This window comes from Collinsella sp. LCP19S3_B6, assembly GCF_052121815.1.
In the GTDB taxonomy this organism is placed as follows: domain Bacteria; phylum Actinomycetota; class Coriobacteriia; order Coriobacteriales; family Coriobacteriaceae; genus Collinsella.
This window is the reverse complement of record NZ_JBQKDN010000008.1, coordinates 1-17,989: the sequence shown is the minus strand read 5'-3', so window position 1 is coordinate 17,989 and position 17,989 is coordinate 1. Positions and strand designations below refer to the sequence as shown.

15 protein-coding genes and 1 rRNA gene are annotated in these 17,989 nt (G+C 58.5%); 4 read left to right on the top strand and 12 right to left on the bottom strand.

The features are described 5' to 3' along the window. Positions 1-11: 11 nt before the first annotated feature. Entirely contained in the window at positions 12-863 is an 852-nt protein-coding gene (locus ACTQWD_RS04260) for a class II fructose-bisphosphate aldolase (protein WP_118094350.1), read from the bottom strand. 413 nt (positions 864-1,276) lie between these two features. Here ACTQWD_RS04260 and ACTQWD_RS04255 point away from each other — a divergent pair, with 413 nt between their 5' ends. Then, complete coding sequence (locus tag ACTQWD_RS04255; protein WP_441559343.1) at positions 1,277-2,260, top strand: DNA/RNA non-specific endonuclease; 984 nt, start codon at positions 1,277-1,279, stop codon at positions 2,258-2,260. A 114-nt stretch (positions 2,261-2,374) separates the two neighbouring features. Here the strand turns inward: ACTQWD_RS04255 and ACTQWD_RS04250 are convergent, their stop codons facing one another. The 4 genes from ACTQWD_RS04250 to ACTQWD_RS04235 form a co-directional block, all read right to left on the bottom strand. Further along, the gene (locus tag ACTQWD_RS04250; protein WP_441559342.1) at positions 2,375-4,450 is read right to left on the bottom strand and encodes an elongation factor G; all 2,076 of its coding nucleotides are present in this window, start codon (positions 4,448-4,450) and stop codon (positions 2,375-2,377) included. 297 nt (positions 4,451-4,747) lie between these two features. Beyond that, a complete protein-coding gene (locus ACTQWD_RS04245) occupies positions 4,748-5,512 on the bottom strand; it encodes an amino acid ABC transporter ATP-binding protein (protein ID WP_427719752.1) in 765 nt (254 codons plus the stop codon). 38 nt (positions 5,513-5,550) lie between these two features. Further along, entirely contained in the window at positions 5,551-6,204 is a 654-nt protein-coding gene (locus ACTQWD_RS04240; protein WP_441559341.1) for an amino acid ABC transporter permease, read from the bottom strand. Further along, entirely contained in the window at positions 6,204-7,064 is an 861-nt protein-coding gene (locus ACTQWD_RS04235) for a transporter substrate-binding domain-containing protein (protein WP_441559340.1), read from the bottom strand. The genes ACTQWD_RS04240 and ACTQWD_RS04235 overlap by 1 nt, the downstream gene beginning before the upstream one ends. A 337-nt stretch (positions 7,065-7,401) precedes the next feature. On the opposite strand from ACTQWD_RS04235, the gene rlmD reads away from it, so the two are divergent. Then, positions 7,402-8,850 (top strand): 23S rRNA (uracil(1939)-C(5))-methyltransferase RlmD, encoded by a 1,449-nt coding sequence (gene rlmD / locus ACTQWD_RS04230; RefSeq protein ID WP_441559339.1) that lies wholly within the window; start codon positions 7,402-7,404, stop codon positions 8,848-8,850. Between the two features lie 63 nt (positions 8,851-8,913). Here the strand turns inward: rlmD and ACTQWD_RS04225 are convergent, their stop codons facing one another. From ACTQWD_RS04225 to tilS, 5 genes are all read right to left on the bottom strand, one after another. After that, positions 8,914-9,735, bottom strand: a complete 822-nt coding sequence (locus ACTQWD_RS04225) for a phosphatase (RefSeq protein ID WP_427719756.1) — start codon at positions 9,733-9,735, stop codon at positions 8,914-8,916. A 165-nt stretch (positions 9,736-9,900) separates the two neighbouring features. Further along, the gene (locus ACTQWD_RS04220; protein WP_441559338.1) at positions 9,901-11,085 is read right to left on the bottom strand and encodes a pyridoxal phosphate-dependent aminotransferase; all 1,185 of its coding nucleotides are present in this window, start codon (positions 11,083-11,085) and stop codon (positions 9,901-9,903) included. Between the two features lie 179 nt (positions 11,086-11,264). Continuing rightward, complete coding sequence (gene ftsH, locus ACTQWD_RS04215; RefSeq protein ID WP_441554986.1) at positions 11,265-13,412, bottom strand: ATP-dependent zinc metalloprotease FtsH; 2,148 nt, start codon at positions 13,410-13,412, stop codon at positions 11,265-11,267. Between the two features lies 1 nt (position 13,413). Beyond that, a complete protein-coding gene (hpt, locus tag ACTQWD_RS04210) occupies positions 13,414-13,962 on the bottom strand; it encodes a hypoxanthine phosphoribosyltransferase (protein WP_154517754.1) in 549 nt (182 codons plus the stop codon). A 148-nt stretch (positions 13,963-14,110) separates the two neighbouring features. Continuing rightward, positions 14,111-15,649 carry a tRNA lysidine(34) synthetase TilS gene (tilS, locus tag ACTQWD_RS04205; protein ID WP_441559337.1) on the bottom strand — a complete coding sequence of 513 codons (1,539 nt, stop codon included), beginning with the start codon at positions 15,647-15,649 and terminating at the stop codon, positions 14,111-14,113. A gap of 48 nt (positions 15,650-15,697) precedes the next feature. Between tilS and ACTQWD_RS04200 the strand changes: the two genes are divergently transcribed. Then, positions 15,698-16,507: an MBL fold metallo-hydrolase gene (locus ACTQWD_RS04200; protein ID WP_441559336.1), complete on the top strand. Its 810-nt coding sequence runs from the start codon at positions 15,698-15,700 to the stop codon at positions 16,505-16,507. A gap of 102 nt (positions 16,508-16,609) precedes the next feature. Here the strand turns inward: ACTQWD_RS04200 and ACTQWD_RS04195 are convergent, their stop codons facing one another. Further along, positions 16,610-17,041, bottom strand: coding sequence for an Hsp20 family protein (locus ACTQWD_RS04195; protein WP_427728790.1), 432 nt, complete (start codon positions 17,039-17,041; stop codon positions 16,610-16,612). A gap of 274 nt (positions 17,042-17,315) precedes the next feature. Between ACTQWD_RS04195 and ACTQWD_RS04190 the strand changes: the two genes are divergently transcribed. Then, entirely contained in the window at positions 17,316-17,786 is a 471-nt protein-coding gene (locus ACTQWD_RS04190) for a hypothetical protein (protein WP_441041359.1), read from the top strand. Between the two features lie 112 nt (positions 17,787-17,898). Here the strand turns inward: ACTQWD_RS04190 and rrf are convergent. Then, a 5S ribosomal RNA gene (gene rrf / locus ACTQWD_RS04185) occupies positions 17,899-17,989 on the bottom strand; the annotation flags it as partial.

The window sequence follows — 17,989 nt, the reverse complement described above, 5'->3', positions numbered from 1 at the left end:
GCGCCTCGCCCCTAAGCGACGATATTCTTGAACAGGCTGATGCGGTGCTCGACAACCTCTTCGACGGCCTTCTGAGCAGGCATAACCATGTTGCGGTTGGAGGCGTTCTCCTTGAGCTCGTCATAGCACTGCTTGGAGGTCTTGTTCCAGTTGACGAGCAAATCGGTGCCAACATTGAACTTGCGGATACCCAGGTCGATGACGTGACGGACATCCTCGTCCTTAACACCGGTACCGCCATGGATGACCAGGGGGAAGCCGTTCACGGCATCACGGATCTTCTCGAGCTGATCGAAGGAGATGTTGGTCTTGGACTTGTACTGGCCATGGTTGGTACCGATAGCGACGGCAAGGGCGTCGATGCCGGTCTTCTCGATGAACTCGACAGCCTGCTCGGGATCGGTGTAGCGCACATCGGCATCGGCAACGGCGACGCCGTCCTCGGTACCGCCAACGGTGCCGAGCTCGGCCTCGACAGAAGCGCCGTGGGCCTGAGCCATCTCGACGATGCGTTTGGTACCAAGGATGTTCTCCTTGAAGGGAAGCGCGGAGCCGTCAAACATTACCGAGCTATAGCCGGCCTCGAGAGCCTTGCGGATCTCGTCGAAGTTCTTGGCGTGGTCGAGGTGAAGAACGACGTTCACGCCATACTCCTCGGCCATGGACTTGCACACAGCAACCAGGTTGCGGTGACCGACATAGCTGGCGGTGCCCTCGGAGGTCTGGATGATCACGGGGGTGTGCAGGCGAGCCGCGACGCGGATAATCGACGGGCACATCTCGAGGTTATGGGTGTTAAAAGCACCGACGGCCATGTTGAGCTGGTTGGCCTCTGCCAGGACTTCGCGCAGGGTTACGTACATAGTGTTTGCCTCCTGTTGTCTCCACTGGATGTATCAAGTGGCGACCGCACAGGGGGTACCGGCCGCCGTTCTTGAACGACAATTAGATTATCATAAACGTCCGTATATTCGGTTGTCCGAATGATATTTCGTTTGATATGCCTCGCATTGACCGTTCACCTGAATTTTTCGACCGTTTACCCGCTAAAAAAGGCACCGCAACCCATGCGGATGCCCTTGGCTGCCAGCCGCTCTCAACCAAAACGGAATGCAAACTCAACTGGCTCGGTTCTACCTCGATCTAGCCATACGTCAAATATGAGGCAAATGAATCCGTAGCGTTTGTCCTAAATCTTAAGTATTTGTTCGATAGAACGGCCCTCGGCGGCTCCTGCTAGACTGGTAGACTCCCAACCGTCCGTCCAGGAGTCACCATGTCGCGCAAGTCCGCCTACAAGCAAGCACTTTCTATCGGCACCGCTGTGGTGCTGGGGTTTGCGCTGTTTACGGGATCGCTCGACGGGGCGCCCAGACTGCTCTCGCCGCAAAGTGATGAACAGGCGGCGGCTCTGGCCGAGAAGCAAGACGAGAGTCCCAGCCGCACCGACGACGAGGCAGACCTGGTTGCCCGACTCGAATCGGGAACGGCAAACTCCACAGACTCCCAAAACAGCCCGAACTCTGGCGACAAGCCACATTCCGCCGCACCCGACACCGGTGATGACGCTTCCGCGGACAGCGCCGCCACCCCCATCGACGAGGTCGAAAACCCCAATCTCGACCGCGCCCGCGGCGTATACCTCAGCAGCATTCCTGACTACGCGGGCAACCCCTATGTTGCCCTGCGAGCCGACAGCACGCACCCGTTGGGCACACCATCATTCACGCTCGATGAATACGAGCGCGCCGCCGAAGAGGGCTGCTTTAAGAAGTTCTCCAAGCTCGACAGTCTGGGCCGCACCCGCAAAGCGCTCGCTTGCGTGGGCCCCGAATCGCTCGGTCAAGGCGAGCGCGGCGATATCTCGCGTATCCATCCCGCCGGATGGCGCCAGCAGCGCTACGACTTTATTCCGGGCCAGAGCCTCTACAATCGCTGTCACCTCATCGCCTGGTCGCTCTGCGGCGAAAACGCCAACCGCAAGAATCTCCTCACCGGCACGCGTTATCTCAACGAAACGGGCATGCTGCCATTTGAGGAGCAGATTCTCGGCTACATCCGCGAGACAGGCAACCATGTGCTTTACCGTGTCACGCCTATGTACAACGAAGAGGAACTCGTCTGCCGTGGCGTGCGTCTTGAGGCGCAATCGGTCGAGGACCACGGCAAGACCCTGTGCTTCCACGTGTACTGCTACAACCTGCAGCCGCATGTGCAGATCGACTACGCTACCGGCCGCAACCAGGCCTCGGGAGACTAGCCCCGAGCCACGACAAGAACCGGTTTGCAACCCCACCAGGGATCAAAAAGGGCCGCCCTGGATTGCCCAGAGCGGCCCTTGCATCGGCATGTATGTTACAGGCAACGCCCAACGCTACTTGGCACGGCCCTCCTCATAGCGCTCGACCAGCTTGGCCTGAACGTCATAAGGCACCTGCTCATAGCCCGCAGGCTTCATGGTAAAGTCGCCCGTGCCGCGCGTGATGGAGCGCAGACGCGTCGAGTAATCCGTCAGCTCGGCGAGAGGCGCCTGAGCGATGACCACGGTGTCTCCGCGCTCATCGGTCTCCATACCCGTCACGCGACCGCGCGAGGCTGAGATGTCGCCCATCACGGCGCCGGCGTAGCTCTCGGGAATAGTCACCGTGATTTCCTCGATGGGCTCCAGCACCACCGGGTCGGCGTCGGCGCATGCCTTGCGCAGGCCGATGCGAGCCGCCGCGCGGAACGCCATCTCGTTGGAGTCGACGCTGTGATACGAGCCGTCGTACACAGCCACGCGAATGCCCGTAAGCGGGTAGCCGGCAATGATGCCGTCCTTCATGGTCTCCTGAACGCCCTTGTCCACGGCGGGAATGAGCGAGCGCGGAATGCGGCCGCCTACGACCTCGTCCACAAACTCATAGCCGTCGCTCGTACCGTCGGGCCCAATGAGCGGCTCTACGCGCAGCCAGCAGTCACCATACTGGCCGGCGCCGCCGGTCTGCTTCTTGTGGCGGCCCTGGGCAGTTGCCGTGCGGCGAATGGTCTCGCGATACGGGATGCGAATCGGCACGCTCTTGGCCGCGACCTTGGTACGGTCCTCAAGACGATTGAGCAGGACCGAAACCTGCGCCTCGCCCACCGCCGAAATGATGGTCTGGCCGGTCTCCTCGTCGCGGTCGATGCTCATGGTCGGATCGGCCTTGCATGCCTTCTCGATAAACGTGTAGAGCTTCTCTTCGTCGCCGCGATTCTCGGCCTCGATGGCGATGCGGTACTGCGAGTTGGGGAACTTAAACGCCGCAGCCTCGACCTTGCCAGTAATCGAGAGCGTATCGCCCGTCTCGGCCGCCAGCTTGGGCGCCACGATGATATCGCCGGCATAGGCGTGACCGACCTCGGTCGTGTCGCGACCGCACATCACATACAGGTGAGCCAGACGATCGCTCTTGCGGGTGCGCGCGTTGATCAGCTCAAGGCCCGGCTCAAGCGTGCCCGTCAGCACCTTGATGAAGCTGATGCGACCCTGCTGAGGATCGGCCAGGGTCTTAAACACAAACGCCACCGGGCGGTCATCGTCGCTCGAGATCTTGAGCGAATCACCGTCGATGAGCGGCATTTCACCATAGTCGGTCGGCGCCGGGAAGTACGTGGCGATGTCGTCCATCAGCGAGTTGACGCCCTGCTCCTTAATGCAATCGCCCGCAAAGACCGGCACAAAGATGCGCTCGGCGATCGCCTTCGACAGCAGGCCTTCAAGCTCCTCCTGCGTCAGCGTCTCCTCGCCTTCCAAGTACTTCATCATCAGTTCGTCGTCAGCCTCGGACACCAGCTCGCACAGATGGTCATGGGCCTCCTCGGCCTGGGCACGATACTCCTCGGGAATCTCCGACTCAACGGCTTCGGCGCCGTTGCAATGGCGCGCCTTCATGCGCACCAGGTCGATGATACCGTCAAAGTCCTCGCCCTCGCCCCAGGGAAGGGTCACGGCGCCCAGGCGCGTGCCAAAGCGCTCCTGCAGCAGGTCCATCGTGGTCGCAAAGCTGGCCTCGGAGCGCGACAGGCGGTTTACGAACACCGCACGCGCCAGACGCAGGTCCTCGGCGGCATACCAGAGCTTAACCGTCGTAGGCTGCGGGCCGGCCTCGGCGTCGACCACAAACAGAGCCGTCTCGCAGACGCTCATCGCGGCAAAGGCGTCGCCGATAAAATCGGGGTAGCACGGGGCATCGAGCACATTGATGCGCGCACCCTTCCAGTCGATCGGCGCAATGGTCGTCGAAATGGAAAACGCACGCTTGACCTCTTCGGGGTCATAGTCGAGCGTGGGCTTGGTGCCGTCGTGGCCGCCCAGGCGGGCGGTCTTGCCGGAAAGGTGGAGCATGGCCTCGGCGAGTGAAGTCTTGCCCACCCCACCTTGGCCTACGAGCACCACGTTCCTTACGTTACCGGTCTTGGGAGCACCCATGATGACCTCCTTGCAGGGCCGCGCGCAATGCGCGACGCCAACGGGGAGAGTTCGCGGTCGATGCCGTCCCGGGAGCAGCATGGTCGGCAGCCGATCCGGCTCACCCTCCAAATGTCCTATGCCACCACCCTACCCTCGTGGGCGACTGTCCATGCACACCTTTCGGCGCACGTATGAATACGGGCGGCGAGAGGAGGGGGCAAACGCATGAGGCGGTTATTAAGCCCCATCGGCGCAAATTAAAACCGCCGCAGGCCATAAGACCTGCAGCGGTTTCGCCTCAATGTCTACTTGAGCCTATCCCTCGATACGGCTCAGGAACTCGCGTGTGCGCCGTTCGCGCGGATGGCCGATAACCTGCTCGGCAGGACCCTCCTCGACAATGCGACCGCCGTCCATAAAGACCACGCGATCGGCAACATCGCGCGCAAACTGCATCGCATGGGTCACGATCACCATCGTCATATTCTGCGCGGCAAGGTCTTTAATGACGCGCAGCACCTCGGCCGTTAGCTCGGGATCGAGCGCCGAGGTCGGCTCATCGAAGAACAAGATCTCTGGATCGAGCGCCAAGGCGCGCGCAATACTCACACGTTGCTGCTGACCGCCCGAAAGCTCACATGGCACCTTGTTCTCGTTTCCCGTAAGCCCCATCTGCGCGATCAACTCACGCGCACGTGCTTCGACCTGCTCGCGCGGGCGCTTGAGCACGCGGATCGGAGCGTCGGTAATGTTTTTCATCACGGTATAGTGCGGGAACAAATTGTAGTTCTGAAACACCAGGCCAAAGCGCGAGCGCGCCTGCTTGGGCACATCGCCTTTCGCATACACCGTGCCCGATCCCGCATCCGTCGCAACGGCTAGATCACCAAACGAAAGCGAGCCGCCGTCAAGCGTCTCGAGCAGCGTTGCGCAGCGCAACAGCGTTGACTTACCGCCGCCCGAAGGTCCGATAATCGCCACGACCTCGCCGCGCTTTACCTCGAGCGAGATATCCTTGAGCACCTCATTGCCACCAAACGCCTTGCGCGCGCTCGTTATATTCATTACCGTTCCGGACACGGGAACCTCCATGTGTTTGAAAAGCACGACGGAACAGGCTAGTCGTGGTAGTAGTCAAGTCGCTTTTCGGCGGCGCCCAGCAGCATCTCGACCACAAAGTTAAAGACCCAGTAGATCAGTGCCGCAATCGCAAACGGCACCATGCTCACTTGCGAGGCAACCAGTGCCTTGGCCGTCGAGAACATCTCCCCCACGCCGATGGCAAACGCCAGCGACGTGTCCTTGACCAGCGTGATGATTTCGTTGCCCATCGCCGGCAAAATGCGCTTGGCGACCTGCGGCATCACAATGTACAAAAACGTCTGCAGGCGTGAGTAACCCAGCACCTCGGCGGCCTCATATTGACCACGCGGGATAGACTGCAGACCCGAGCGATAGATCTCGGCAAAGTAGCCGGCATAGTTGATGATGAATGCCACGACGCACGCTGTCCACTTGGAATCGGGCGTGAGCGAAATACCAAAGACGTAATACGGAGCAAAGTAGATGGCAAACATCTGCAGCATGAGCGGCGTACCGCGCATGACCGAAATGTAGATGCGCGCAATCCAGCGCAGCGGCGCGATTTTGCTCATGCGCATGAACGCCACGGGAATTCCCAAGGGAATCGAGCCCAACAGCGTGAGCACAAGCAACTGCAAACTGACCAAGAAACCCTGGCCAAGCATCTGCATCATGACTTGGATAGACATTACTTGAGCACCCAGTTATCGAAGGACAGACCATAGCTCGCGTACTTGTCGCACAGGACCTTGACTGTACCGTCCTCATAGAGCGCCTTGAGCGACTCGGTCACGGCGTCGGCCGACTTGGTATCACCCTTCTTAAAGCCAACGGCGTAGTGCTCGCTGGACAGCGGCTTGTCAAGTTGCGTATAGGCATCGGGCTTGGCGGCAAGCTGATACTGGGCGATCGAAAGGTCGCAAGCCACCGCATCGACCGCGCCGCTCTCGAGCTGCATAAAAGCCGTGTTGTACTCGCCGATGGTATCGAGCGTGGCAAACGTCGCCGCCAGATCCTTCTGGTCACCCTCTAGCACATCCTGTGCGGCAGAATCGGTCTGGGTAATCACGGTCTTGCCGGCAAGGTCGTCCCAACTCTTGATGCCCGCATCCTTCTTGACCACCAGCACCTGCTCGTTGAGCATGTACGGCTCGGAGAACGTGTAGTCGTCCTCGCGGCCCTCCATGGTAAAGCCGTTCCAGATGCAATTGATGGCGCCCGAGTTGAGCAGCGTATCCTTGGCGTCCCAGTCGATGGCCTCGTACTTGACCTCCCAGCCCTGCTTATCGGCAACTGCCTTGGCCAAATCGAGATCAAAGCCGGTGTACTCGCCATCGTCGCCCACAAAGCCATACGGAGGATAGGACTTGTCAAAGCCCACCACGAGCTTCTTAGACTCCACAACGCCCTTGGCGTCCTTTGCCGCGGCAGAGCCGGCAGTGGAACCCTTGTCGGCACCACCGCCGCAGCCGACAAGACCAAGGCCAAGCACCGTGGCGAGCGAGCCGGCTAGACCAACAAACTGACGACGAGACATATCGGTATTCATGGTATTCCCCCTTGATGGCACTTTAGCTAAGTAAAGTGAGTCATGTAACGTTCAGAATCATACACTTTAGCGTGATAGAGCACAAGGCGAGTTTGCCCGCCGCGTGAGGGGTGTGGGGTTAAGTTTCCTGCTCTACAGTCCTGCTCACGACGGAGGCCACATTAAGTGGCCTCCTGTTCGTGCGGAACTCGCGATAAACTTAACCCCCACACCCCTCACGCGGCGGGCAACCGTCGTTGGGCTTATCACTGACACGATTAAACCGCTTGCATATCGTCTGCTAGCTTGGCACGGTACAATACTCGCAGCTTTAATTCATGAATTAGTGGAGTTATTGATGGCAGAATCTCGTGCGGAGCGTAAGGCTCGTCGTGCTTTGATCGAGGCGGCTGAGGGGTCGGAGGAGAAAAAATCTTCCAAGAAATCCAAGTCATCTCAGGATGCGAAGGGCAGGCCAGCCAAAGGCAAGGCTAAGGCCAAGCGCCCCAACTTTCGTCGGGGCGAGGATAAGGCGCCTCAAGCTCATTCCAAGCGCTCGCATAATGAGTCGTCCCGGTCCGCTCATAAGGCCGTTGATCCCAAGTCGCCCTGTTCCATCATGAAAGCTTGCGGTGGATGCACGGCGCTCAACAGGCCTTATAAGAAGCAGCTGGCGACCAAGCAGGCTGCTATGGATGAACTTTTTGCTGCTCTTTGCGAGCGTGAGGGCATAACCGTCGATCCCATTCGCGGTATGGACGTTACTCTGGGCGACCCGGGCAAATATCCTGCGCCGCGTGGTTTTCGCCATAAGGCCGCCACTCCCTTTGCCCCCGGCAAAGGGAGCGCTGTCCGCTGCGGCTTTTTTGAGCGCGGCACGCACAGAATCGTCGCTGTTCCCGAATGCCCCGTCGAGGCACCGGGAGCCCGTCAGATTCTTAACGGCATTGCGCGTGAGGCCGAGCGCCTGCACATTCCCGCCTTTAACGAGGACAAGCATCTGGGCCTGCTTCGCTATGCCGTCGTTCGCTGCGGCTGGCGCACCGACCAGATCATGATCACCCTCGTTACCGCCCAGCGCGACCTGCCGCATGCGCAGGAATTCTTTGAGGCCATCGCCGCACTCGATCCGCGTATCGTCACCGTCGCCCAAAACATCAACGGACGCCCTGGCAACGCCATCCTGGGTGAGGAAACCCACATCGTGTATGGCGCTGAATGCATGCGCGACCAGCTACTCGGCTGCGAGTTTGATATCTCCCCCACCGCGTTCTACCAGACCAACCCGCAGCAGACCGAGCTGCTCTACCAGCTCGCTATCGACGGTATGGATCTGCACCAGGGCGATGTTCTCATGGATGCCTACTGCGGCAGCGGCACCATCGGTCTTTGCGCAGCTAAAGAAGCTCAGAACAAGGGCATCGGCATCATGTTACTTGGCGTAGAGCGCAACCCGGCGGGCATTGCCGACGCACGCCGCAACGCCGAGCTCAACGGTCTTACCCGCAGCGCCTGGTTTATGGCCGACGATGCCACCGACTACATCCTAGATGCCGCCGACAACAACGAGCGCATCGACGTCCTTTCCATCGATCCGCCGCGTGCCGGCTCTACCCCCGAGTTCCTCGAAGCCGCCTGCGCGCTTAGACCTCGCCGCATCACCTATATCAGCTGCAATCCCGTGACCCAAGAGCGTGACCTGCACCAGCTCCTCGACGGTGGCTATCGCCTGCTCAAGATCACGCCCGTCGACATGTTCCCCCATACCGACCACACCGAAACTGTAGCGGTCCTCGAGCGCCGCTAATCCACCGGCACAAGAAGGGGGCGACCCGTCTGGGCCGCCCCCTTACTTGGTTTATGAACTCCGCTACATCCTCTTGCGCAGGTCACACACGCCGGCTGCCGCCATCTCGCGCAGTAGCGTCTCGCGATCGCGCGTCACGATCAAATCCAGCGGAAAGTGAATCTCGTCGAGCATCTTGCGCGCTTGATCGAGCTTACCAATTGCCATACCAATGTGCGCATCGGTCGAGACGCCAATCCCCACGCCCAGCTCGGCGCACCGCTCGGCAATCTTGCGGCACACGTCCCAATGCTCGGCATCCGCGCCATGCTCAAGACTGTGATTGTTGATCTCGATGATCTTGTGCTTAGCCTTAGCAGCAAGCAACACCTCGTCGATATCGAACGGCACGCCCGATCGACCCGTATGCCCCAGCATAAACACCTTGGGGTGCTCCAGAGCATTGATATACATCTCGGTCGTCTGGGCCAGCGTCGCGCCTTCAGCGAGCTGCGGATTATGCACGCTTGCAACCAAATAATCCAAATTACGCGTAACCCGATCGAACAGCGAATGCTGACGGCTGTACGAATCGCCGGCAATATCGAGCGTGACAGGAGTGTCCTCGCCAAACAGGCTTCCGTCCAGCGAAACGATATCGGCCTCGGCGCCACGCAGCACCAACACGCCGCTCCAAATGCGCGGCCATATATCCTGGTTGATAAAGAACTGGTAACTGCGCAGGTCATTGGGACAAGCCGTAACCATAGAGCTCAGATGGTCGGCAGATCCAAGCACCTGCAGGCCACGCTCTGCCGCCCAGTACACATTCTCCTCAATGGTCGAATATGCATGCGCAGAGAACATCGTATGGGTATGAATGTCACAGGAAAGCAGGTAGGGCATCAGGTCTCCTTATCCGGTATGGCCGTCGCGTATATTCATTGTACGCATAGCCTTCGATAGTCGTAAAACCGCTCCATCCCAAAGACACAACGTCCATGACAACGGGGTCCGGTTTAACACCAAACCCCGTTTCACGTAAAACATTGTAGGCAGAGCGCTCTGCTTTTAACAATACTCGTCCGCCAGCTGTTTCCAAGCGGGTAGCGAATTGATAATCGTTTCGTAACTCACGCAATAACCCAAGCGGAACCAACCCGGCATGCCAAAGCTATCCGAAGGCACCGCGAGCAACTCGTACTTCTTTGCACGCTCGCAAAAAGCGTTTGCGTCGGGCTCGAGCGCCTTCACCCACAGATAGAAAGCGCCGTCCGGCTCAACGTAGGTGTAGCCGTACTCCGCCAATGCGTCGGTGAGCGCCGTTCGGTTGCGAGCATAGGCTTCGACATCACTCGGCTCATCGATGCAGTCGATAACCACGCGCTGGAAGAGCGCCGGTGCGCACACAAAACCCAGTGTACGGGCGGCACCGGCGACGGCCGGCATAAGGCGAGCAGCCTGAGGATTGGTGTTGGGAACCAAGATCCAACCCACACGCTCACCCGGCAGCGACAGCGACTTGGAATACGAATAGCACACGACGGTGTTATCGTAGATTGAGGGTACCCAGGGCACCTCGGCACCGTACACAATCTCGCGGTACGGCTCATCCGAGATGATCATAATCGGATTCTCGGGATCACGCTTGGCATTGACCTCGCGCAGAACATTGGCCAGTCGCGTCAGCGTGTCGCGCGTATATACGGCACCGGTCGGGTTGTTGGGCGAGTCGATAATGACGGCCGCCGTCTTATCAGTAATCGCCTTGAGCACGTTGCCCACACTCAGCTGGAACGTGTCTTCATCGGCGGGTGCCTCGACACACGTACAGCCGGCCTTCTCAATCCACACGCGATACTCCGGAAAGTACGGGGCGATAACAATGACCTCGTCACCGGGATTGGTAACAGCGTTGAGCGTGCAGGTGAGCGAAGCCGCCGCACCCACGGTCATAAAGACATCTTTACCCTCATAGCTCGTGCCAAAACGACGGTTGAGCGACTCGGCCACAGCGACACGACATTGCGGCAGGCCTGGTGCGGGCGTGTATCCGTGCAGTTGGTCGCTCGGCAGCTCCAAGGCCTTTTTGATGGACTCCGCCACGGCAGCGGGCGCCGGAACACTCGGGTTGCCCAGCGAAAAATCGAATACGTTCTCCGCACCGATCTGTGCCTTGCGTTCAAGTCCATAGCTAAAGATCTCGCGGATGATAGAGCTTTCCGCGCCGCGAGCAAACATGGTTTCGTTGATCATCTGTTCCCCTTTCGCATAGGCGGTATTGTACGCTTTAGTCAAGCAAAGTACCGCAGCAATGTTAATTGGGGGCAGACTTAAATGCGTAAAAACGCCCATTTAAGTCTGTCCCCAATCAACATATCGCTCAAAAGAAAAAGCCTCCGCAGGTTTCCCCGCGGAGGCTCTCGCGACAAAGACTACTCGTCGGCCTCGGTGTCGCCATCGGCCTTTTTTGTGTCAGCAGCCTCGACATCGTCAGCGCTATCGGATGCGACTTCGGCATCTTCCTGCATGGCCGCCTGCGCAAAAGCTGCGGCATCAGCTGCCAGCTCCTCCTCGCTCATACGAGGCGCGCGCTTTTTGGTCGGCACGCCGCCCGCCTTGGCGTTGCGCTCCTCCTTGGCTGCCAGAATGTCGCCCTCGCGCTCAAGGTAGGCATCCCAGTCGTTGTCGAGTAGGGCGTTCACGGCGTCGCCTTCGACGGTCTCGCGCTCAAGCAGCACCTTCGCCATCAGATCGAGCTGATCGCGACGGGCATCCAAAATCTCAACAGCACGGCGATGGGCCTCACGCATGATGCGCTGAACCTCGATATCGATGCGGCGCGCCGTCTCCTCGGAGTAATCCTGGTGATCGGCATAATCGCGACCAAGGAACACCTGATGCTGCGCCTCGCCAAACACTTGCGTGCCCAGCTCCTCGCTCATGCCCAAACGCGTAACCATCTCGCGCGCCATCTTGGTCGCGCGCTCCAGATCGTTGCTCGCGCCCGATGTAATGTCATCGCACATGAGCTCCTCGGCAACGCGACCGCCCAAGAACACGGCAAGCTCGTCGAGCATCTCGTTCTTGGTCTTGAGGAAGTGATCCTCCTGCGGAAGCTGCAGCGTATAGCCCAGAGCCTGACCGCGGCTGACAATCGAAATCTTGTGAACCGGATCGGAGTGCTCCAGGATATGACCCACCAGAGCATGACCGCTCTCGTGGTAGGCAATCGTGGTGCGCTCGGCTTCGGTCATCACGCGCCCCTTGCGCTGCGGTCCTGCAATCACGCGCTCCATCGATTCTTCGACCTCGTCCATCGAGATCACGGAGCGATGACGGCGAGCGGCAAGCAGCGCGGACTCGTTGAGCAGGTTTGCCAGATCGGCACCGGTAAAGCCAACGGTCATCTGGGCGAGCTTCTCAAACTTAACGTCCTCATCCATTGGCTTGTTCTCGGCATGCACGCGCAAGATCTGCTCGCGCCCCTTCACATCCGGGCGGTCGACCGTAACCTGGCGGTCAAAACGACCGGGGCGCAGCAATGCCGGATCCAGAATATCGGGGCGGTTGGTCGCGGCGATCAGGATGACCGATTCGCTTTCCTCAAAACCGTCCATTTCGACCAGCAGCTGGTTGAGCGTCTGCTCGCGCTCGTCGTGACCGCCGCCCAGACCGGCTCCGCGCTGACGTCCCACGGCATCGATCTCGTCAATGAAGATGATCGACGGAGCCTGAGACTTGGCCTCCTTAAAGAGGTCGCGCACGCGGCTGGCGCCGACGCCCACGAACATCTCGACAAAGTCAGAGCCCGAGATGCTAAAGAACGGGACACCGGCCTCTCCGGCAACGGCCTTGGCCAGTAGCGTCTTACCGGTACCCGGAGGGCCCACCAGCAAAACGCCGCGCGGGATCTTGGCACCCAGCTTGCGATAACGGTCCGGATCGCTCAAGAAATCGCGAATCTCTTCGAGCTCCTCAACAGCCTCGTCCACGCCGGCAACGTCTTCGAACTTGACCTTGGGACGCGTAGCCTCGTTGGTCTTGGCGTTGGTCTTGCCAAACTGCATGTTCCTATTATTGGCGCCCATCATCTGGCGCATAAAGTAGAACATGATGGCGATCAGGGCAATCGTCGGCAGTACGCTCATCGCCAAGTCGCCCCAAAAATCGGGGTCGTTGGTGTTGACGATGTACTTAGTGTCGGGATGCTCCGCCATGAGCTCGGCAAGCGAATCGGAGCCGACATAGGTCGAGGAAAAGCTCTTGAGCTCACTCGTGTCGCCCTTGTCCTTTTTCGCCTTCCAGTAATGACCCGTCACGCTTCCGTCCTGAACCGTATAGGTCAGATCTTCGACGCGATCCTGCTTGATGGCGCTCACCATCTCGCTCGTCGCGAGCTTAACGGTATTGCTGGAGCTGGCAAAGCCGGAGCCCATATTAAAGAAGGCGTAGCCCAGAAGTGCGCAAGCCAAAAGAAAATACAGCCAGCCCGTACGTGTGGGTTTCTTGCCTCCGGGCATCCCCGGAATCTTAGGGTCCCGGGGTGTCTGGGAATTGTAGTCGTTACGGTCGTCGGGCATCTTACGAATAAACCTCCGGTTTCAAAATGCCCAGATACGGAAGGTTACGATAGCGCTCGGCATAGTCGAGGCCGTAGCCCACCACAAAGGCATCGGGGCAATGGGTTCCAACATACTTGGGTGTAATGGCCGAGATGCGGTCCTCAACGTCCTTCCACAGGAAGGCGGCGACCTCCAGAGAAGCGGGCTTGCGGCTCTCAAGGTTCTTCATCAGATACTTGAGCGTCAGGCCCGAGTCCAGAATGTCTTCAACGATCAGCACGTCACGACCGCGGATATCGATATCAAGGTCTTTAATGATACGCACGATGCCCGAGGACTTCACACCGTCGCCATAGCTCGAAACGGCCATGAAATCGATATTGGTCGGCAGCTCGATCTTGCGCATCAGGTCGCCCATAAAGACCACAGCGCCGCGCAAGACCGCAATCAGCACCAGATCCTTACCCGCGTAGTCGCGCGTAATCTCCTCGCCCAGGCGAGAGACGATACCGTCGATATCCTCCTGCGTAAACAGAACCTTCTCGATATCCGGATGTTGAGAAGCCATGACAACCCTTTCTTGTGCTTAATCGCCCACACACCGCCGTATGGACGCGAACTACACATTCTAGCAGCGCACGGGGTATATTTTCCAGCCCGTGCACCATCAGCGCGGGAATACCGTCAACGCCGCACAGAAAAACTGGTGCGAGGGGCTAATCCGCGTCAACCACGCGAAGCAGATAGGCCACACGCGTCGCCGCCGTGCACTTAAAGCGTTCGTCCGCGCGAACTCCGGCGACCCACACCACGACACCCCCCGGTGCCGTCCTTACCATGGGCACGCCGGTGCGCTCGGAAACGGGAATACGAGCCTCGCACAACAAGTCGGATACCTTCTTGCTTCGGCCACTCATGCCTAACGGGCACATCACGTCTCCCGGTGCGGGACCGTCCACCCACAGGCGCGCCAATCGCCCCTCGGCAGGAACCTCGCCGCGCGTGCCCGCCAAGATCCGCTCGCTATCGCTGTTGGCAAAACCCAGGGCAGCCGCGTCCACCAAAGCTGCCACTTCCCCAGCAGCCGCAAACTCACGGGCGCGGCGCACGATATCGCATCCCGGCTCAACGGCTATCGCTTCTGTGACCAGCATACGTCCCCCGCCCAACGACATACGGCCGGGTATGGTAATCCAGTCCGCAACCAAGCCCTCACGAGCCGCCGGCGCCTTAAACGCCAGCATGCCAAACTCAACACGTGCGTCAATCCCCGCCGGAAGCGTAACCGAACCCGCACCCTCGGCAACACAGGAGAGGACTCGCTCCACATGGCGCATCTCTGGGCGAGCGTCCGGATCGATGCGTTTAATCGCCAGTCGCACGATGCGCCGCGCGATTACCACCTCGGCCGCAGCAAGGCGTCTGGCATCGAGCACCAGCGCGCCCGCTGCCTCTTTGCGCAGGCAGCTTCGAAACGCCTGTGCCGACAACTGGGATAGAAACGCATCCTCATCACCCAAGATCTCACAGGCGGCACCAATCGTCTTGCACACGCTCGCATTACGCTGCGCCAGCACTGGCATTACCCGGTGGCGAACGTAGTTTCGCAGATACGAGATATCTTCGTTGGTCTCGTCCTCGCGCCACGGCTGACCATGCACCTGCAGATAGCCCACAAGCTCGCCATGAGTTAGGTCGAGCAAGGGGCGTACCACAATATTCCTTCGGCGGGGAATGCTCGAGAGCCCAGCAGGTCCCGACCCCTTAATGGCGTTCATCAAAAATGTTTCCGCGCGGTCTGAAGAGGTATGGGCAGTACAGATGCGCGCCGCCGTTCTCGGCGCCCCCATCTTGGCACAAAGCTCGCGAACATACCTTCGCGCCGCGGCATAACGCACCTCGCGCGCAGCCGCCTCGATATTGCCCGACTCCCCATCAAAATAGGCGTGCTCCACGCACAGCGGCAAGCCATATTGTGCGCAGAGCTCGCGCACAAAGGCCTCGTCGCCGTCGGACGCCTTGCCTCGCAGGTGATGGTTTACATGAAGCACATGTAGGCGCTCGCGAGCAATGGGGGCAACGCCGCGTCCATCTTGGATATCCAGCTTTGATGTGCACGCCATAAGAAGCAGTGCCGTCGAGTCCGCACCGCCTGATACCATGAGCACCACAGGAGCAGCCTGCTGCCTCGTCCGGGTCTCATCGACTGCCCCGGGTACGGCATGGTGTCCGTAATGCTGTGATACCGTTGGCATTCGCTTCCTCCTCTATTCGTCAGCACTCATTGTATCCTTTGGAATCTTATGTCTCGCCTGCACCTTCATATCCTCGGCAGCGGCTCTAAAGGCAACTGCGCACTCATCGAGGGCCCGCAGGGGCTCATTATGGTCGATGACGGACTGTCCCGCCGCGAAACGCTCAAACGCATGGCTGAGCTCGGCCTTTCGGCAGACGACGTGTCCGCCCTTGTTGTCACCCATGAGCACAGCGACCACATTAAGGGGCTTGAGGTGTGGTGCAAACATTGGAACGGACCGGTCTTTTCCAGCAGGGGCACGCTCGCATCAAAGGAAAGCCTTGCACATCTGTCTGTTGAGGAATTCGACCCAGGTGACGCCCTCTCTATTGCCGGGGTCCACATTCAAACGTATTCGACATCGCACGACGTCGTCAATCCTGTCGGCTACCGTTTTGATACCCAGGGTGATTCGGTTGGCTTTGCCACCGACACCGGCGAGTTGTCGAAGCATGCTATCGATACGCTCAGGGACTGTCGCATTCTCGCGCTCGAAAGCAACCACGATGTAGCCATGCTGCGTCAAGGAGACTATCCTCGCTTTCTTCAGGAACGCATCCTGTCTGCAAAAGGGCATCTCTCCAACGATCAGGCCGCCGATGCCGCACGCGCGCTGGTAACCGATCGCACCGAGCAGCTTATCGCGATGCACATTAGCCAAGACAACAATCGCCCAAGCCTTACCGTCAAAAGCTACGCAAGCTCACTTGGGGCAACACTCGACAACGAGCTTGGTAGCACCGCCACCCGCGTTGAGGGGCCACATAAACTCACAATACGTCCCGCCGGGCAATATCGGCCCATGACCATTCAGTAGGCCGTCTCAAATATTCAGTAGGCTGTCTCAAATAGAAAAGGGGGCCGGGAATCGCTTCCCAGCCCCCCTTAACTCAGGCACCGATGTTAATAGCCGATAACGTTAGTCGATGAAAATCTTCGTAACGTTCTTCTTCTCGACAATCTTAGGAACCGTAACGGTAAGGATGCCGTCAGCATACTTTGCAGAAAGTCCCTCGCTCGAAGCATCCTTCAGGTACACACCGCGCGTCGCGCTGTAAGAGCAAAACTCCTTCTGCAGGTAGTTCTTGTCCTTGTTCTCTTCGCTCTCCTCAACATTCACGCTAATGGAAAGACGACCCTCATTGAGCTCAACGTCGATGTCGTCCTTCGCGACGCCGGTCAAATAAGCCTTGACCTCGTAACCGTCGCCCTTGTCCTCAACATCAACGGGAAACGCCTTGGAGGCGATCGAGTTGTTTGCCAGATCGGTCATATCATCAAACAGATCGAACAACGAGCTAGCAGAGGGACGAACACCAAAAACCGAACGATAAGGAACCATGCTTGCCATGACTACCACTCCTTTAAGGGACTGCCGAGCCATCTTCTAGGTGGCAGGGACTTCTTTTGACGCTTTAATATATGCCCATCCATTTCTTATATATACATTTTGATATAAAGTTTTTTAAGTCTCTATCTATAAGCATATCTAAGTCTATGTGACTAAGGTTTAATGAGGTCAAGCTTCTTTGAACCGTGTCTTAAATACCAAATGTGCCCTAGCTAAACAAAGCTGGGGCTTACAATGAGCGTATACACAATGTTAATGACAACCTAAGGGCATCATGGACGATCAAACCTCCGACAATTCGTATGATCAGATGCAGAACGATAAATCAACCTATCCGCAGACCATACGCTACCATCGTCCCCATATTTCCCAAGAGCCTATTGACGATACAGAGCCTGAATATGTAACTCGCAATCGTTATCAAACCCTTGAAGAATCTCAATCAGGTCGCAAACACATGGGCGTCGCACCGAGCGAATCGGCGTATCTCAAAGATGCCCCCTTATCCAAAAACAGCGCATACAACCAGGAGCAGGCCCGAACACCCGCCAAGCAACAACGAAGAGAGCCTCGCCCTAAGCAGACCCTAACGCATTCTGCCCGCTATTTAGAGACGCCGAAGCAAGGAAAATCGATATTTATATCGTCTAGCAGGCGACGCAAACAGCACCGGCTCCAAATCGCGCTCTTGATCATTGCCATCGCGGCAATCGCGCTGGTCATTCGTTTTATTTTCTTCAAATAGAAAAGACAATTAAGCCGTAGGGGCTGTAAGTTTACAACGCCCAAACGAAAAAGGGGGAGACCGCGAGGCCTCCCCCTTCTCGATTCTCGATGACGGCTCGGTGCCGTCCACCGGTCAGCGGCGCCCTGGCCTCCCACGGGCTGGCCCCGCAGTACTCTCGGCGCGATGGGGCTTAGCTTCCGGGTTCGGAACGGGACCGGGCG

What these genes read in the sequence shown, in the direction of transcription:
- ACTQWD_RS04260 (WP_118094350.1), bottom strand. Translation starts at nt 863, where the DNA reads ATGTACGTAACCCTGCGCGAAGTCCTGGCAGAGGCCAACCAGCTCAAC.
- ACTQWD_RS04255 (WP_441559343.1), top strand. Translation starts at nt 1,277, where the DNA reads ATGTCGCGCAAGTCCGCCTACAAGCAAGCACTTTCTATCGGCACCGCT.
- ACTQWD_RS04250 (WP_441559342.1), bottom strand. Translation starts at nt 4,450, where the DNA reads ATGGGTGCTCCCAAGACCGGTAACGTAAGGAACGTGGTGCTCGTAGGC.
- ACTQWD_RS04240 (WP_441559341.1), bottom strand. Translation starts at nt 6,204, where the DNA reads ATGTCTATCCAAGTCATGATGCAGATGCTTGGCCAGGGTTTCTTGGTC.
- ACTQWD_RS04235 (WP_441559340.1), bottom strand. Translation starts at nt 7,064, where the DNA reads ATGAATACCGATATGTCTCGTCGTCAGTTTGTTGGTCTAGCCGGCTCG.
- rlmD (WP_441559339.1), top strand. Translation starts at nt 7,402, where the DNA reads ATGGCAGAATCTCGTGCGGAGCGTAAGGCTCGTCGTGCTTTGATCGAG.
- ACTQWD_RS04225 (WP_427719756.1), bottom strand. Translation starts at nt 9,735, where the DNA reads ATGCCCTACCTGCTTTCCTGTGACATTCATACCCATACGATGTTCTCT.
- ACTQWD_RS04220 (WP_441559338.1), bottom strand. Translation starts at nt 11,085, where the DNA reads ATGATCAACGAAACCATGTTTGCTCGCGGCGCGGAAAGCTCTATCATC.
- ftsH (WP_441554986.1), bottom strand. Translation starts at nt 13,412, where the DNA reads ATGCCCGACGACCGTAACGACTACAATTCCCAGACACCCCGGGACCCT.
- hpt (WP_154517754.1), bottom strand. Translation starts at nt 13,962, where the DNA reads ATGGCTTCTCAACATCCGGATATCGAGAAGGTTCTGTTTACGCAGGAG.
- tilS (WP_441559337.1), bottom strand. Translation starts at nt 15,649, where the DNA reads ATGCCAACGGTATCACAGCATTACGGACACCATGCCGTACCCGGGGCA.
- ACTQWD_RS04200 (WP_441559336.1), top strand. Translation starts at nt 15,698, where the DNA reads ATGTCTCGCCTGCACCTTCATATCCTCGGCAGCGGCTCTAAAGGCAAC.
- ACTQWD_RS04195 (WP_427728790.1), bottom strand. Translation starts at nt 17,041, where the DNA reads ATGGCAAGCATGGTTCCTTATCGTTCGGTTTTTGGTGTTCGTCCCTCT.
- ACTQWD_RS04190 (WP_441041359.1), top strand. Translation starts at nt 17,316, where the DNA reads ATGGACGATCAAACCTCCGACAATTCGTATGATCAGATGCAGAACGAT.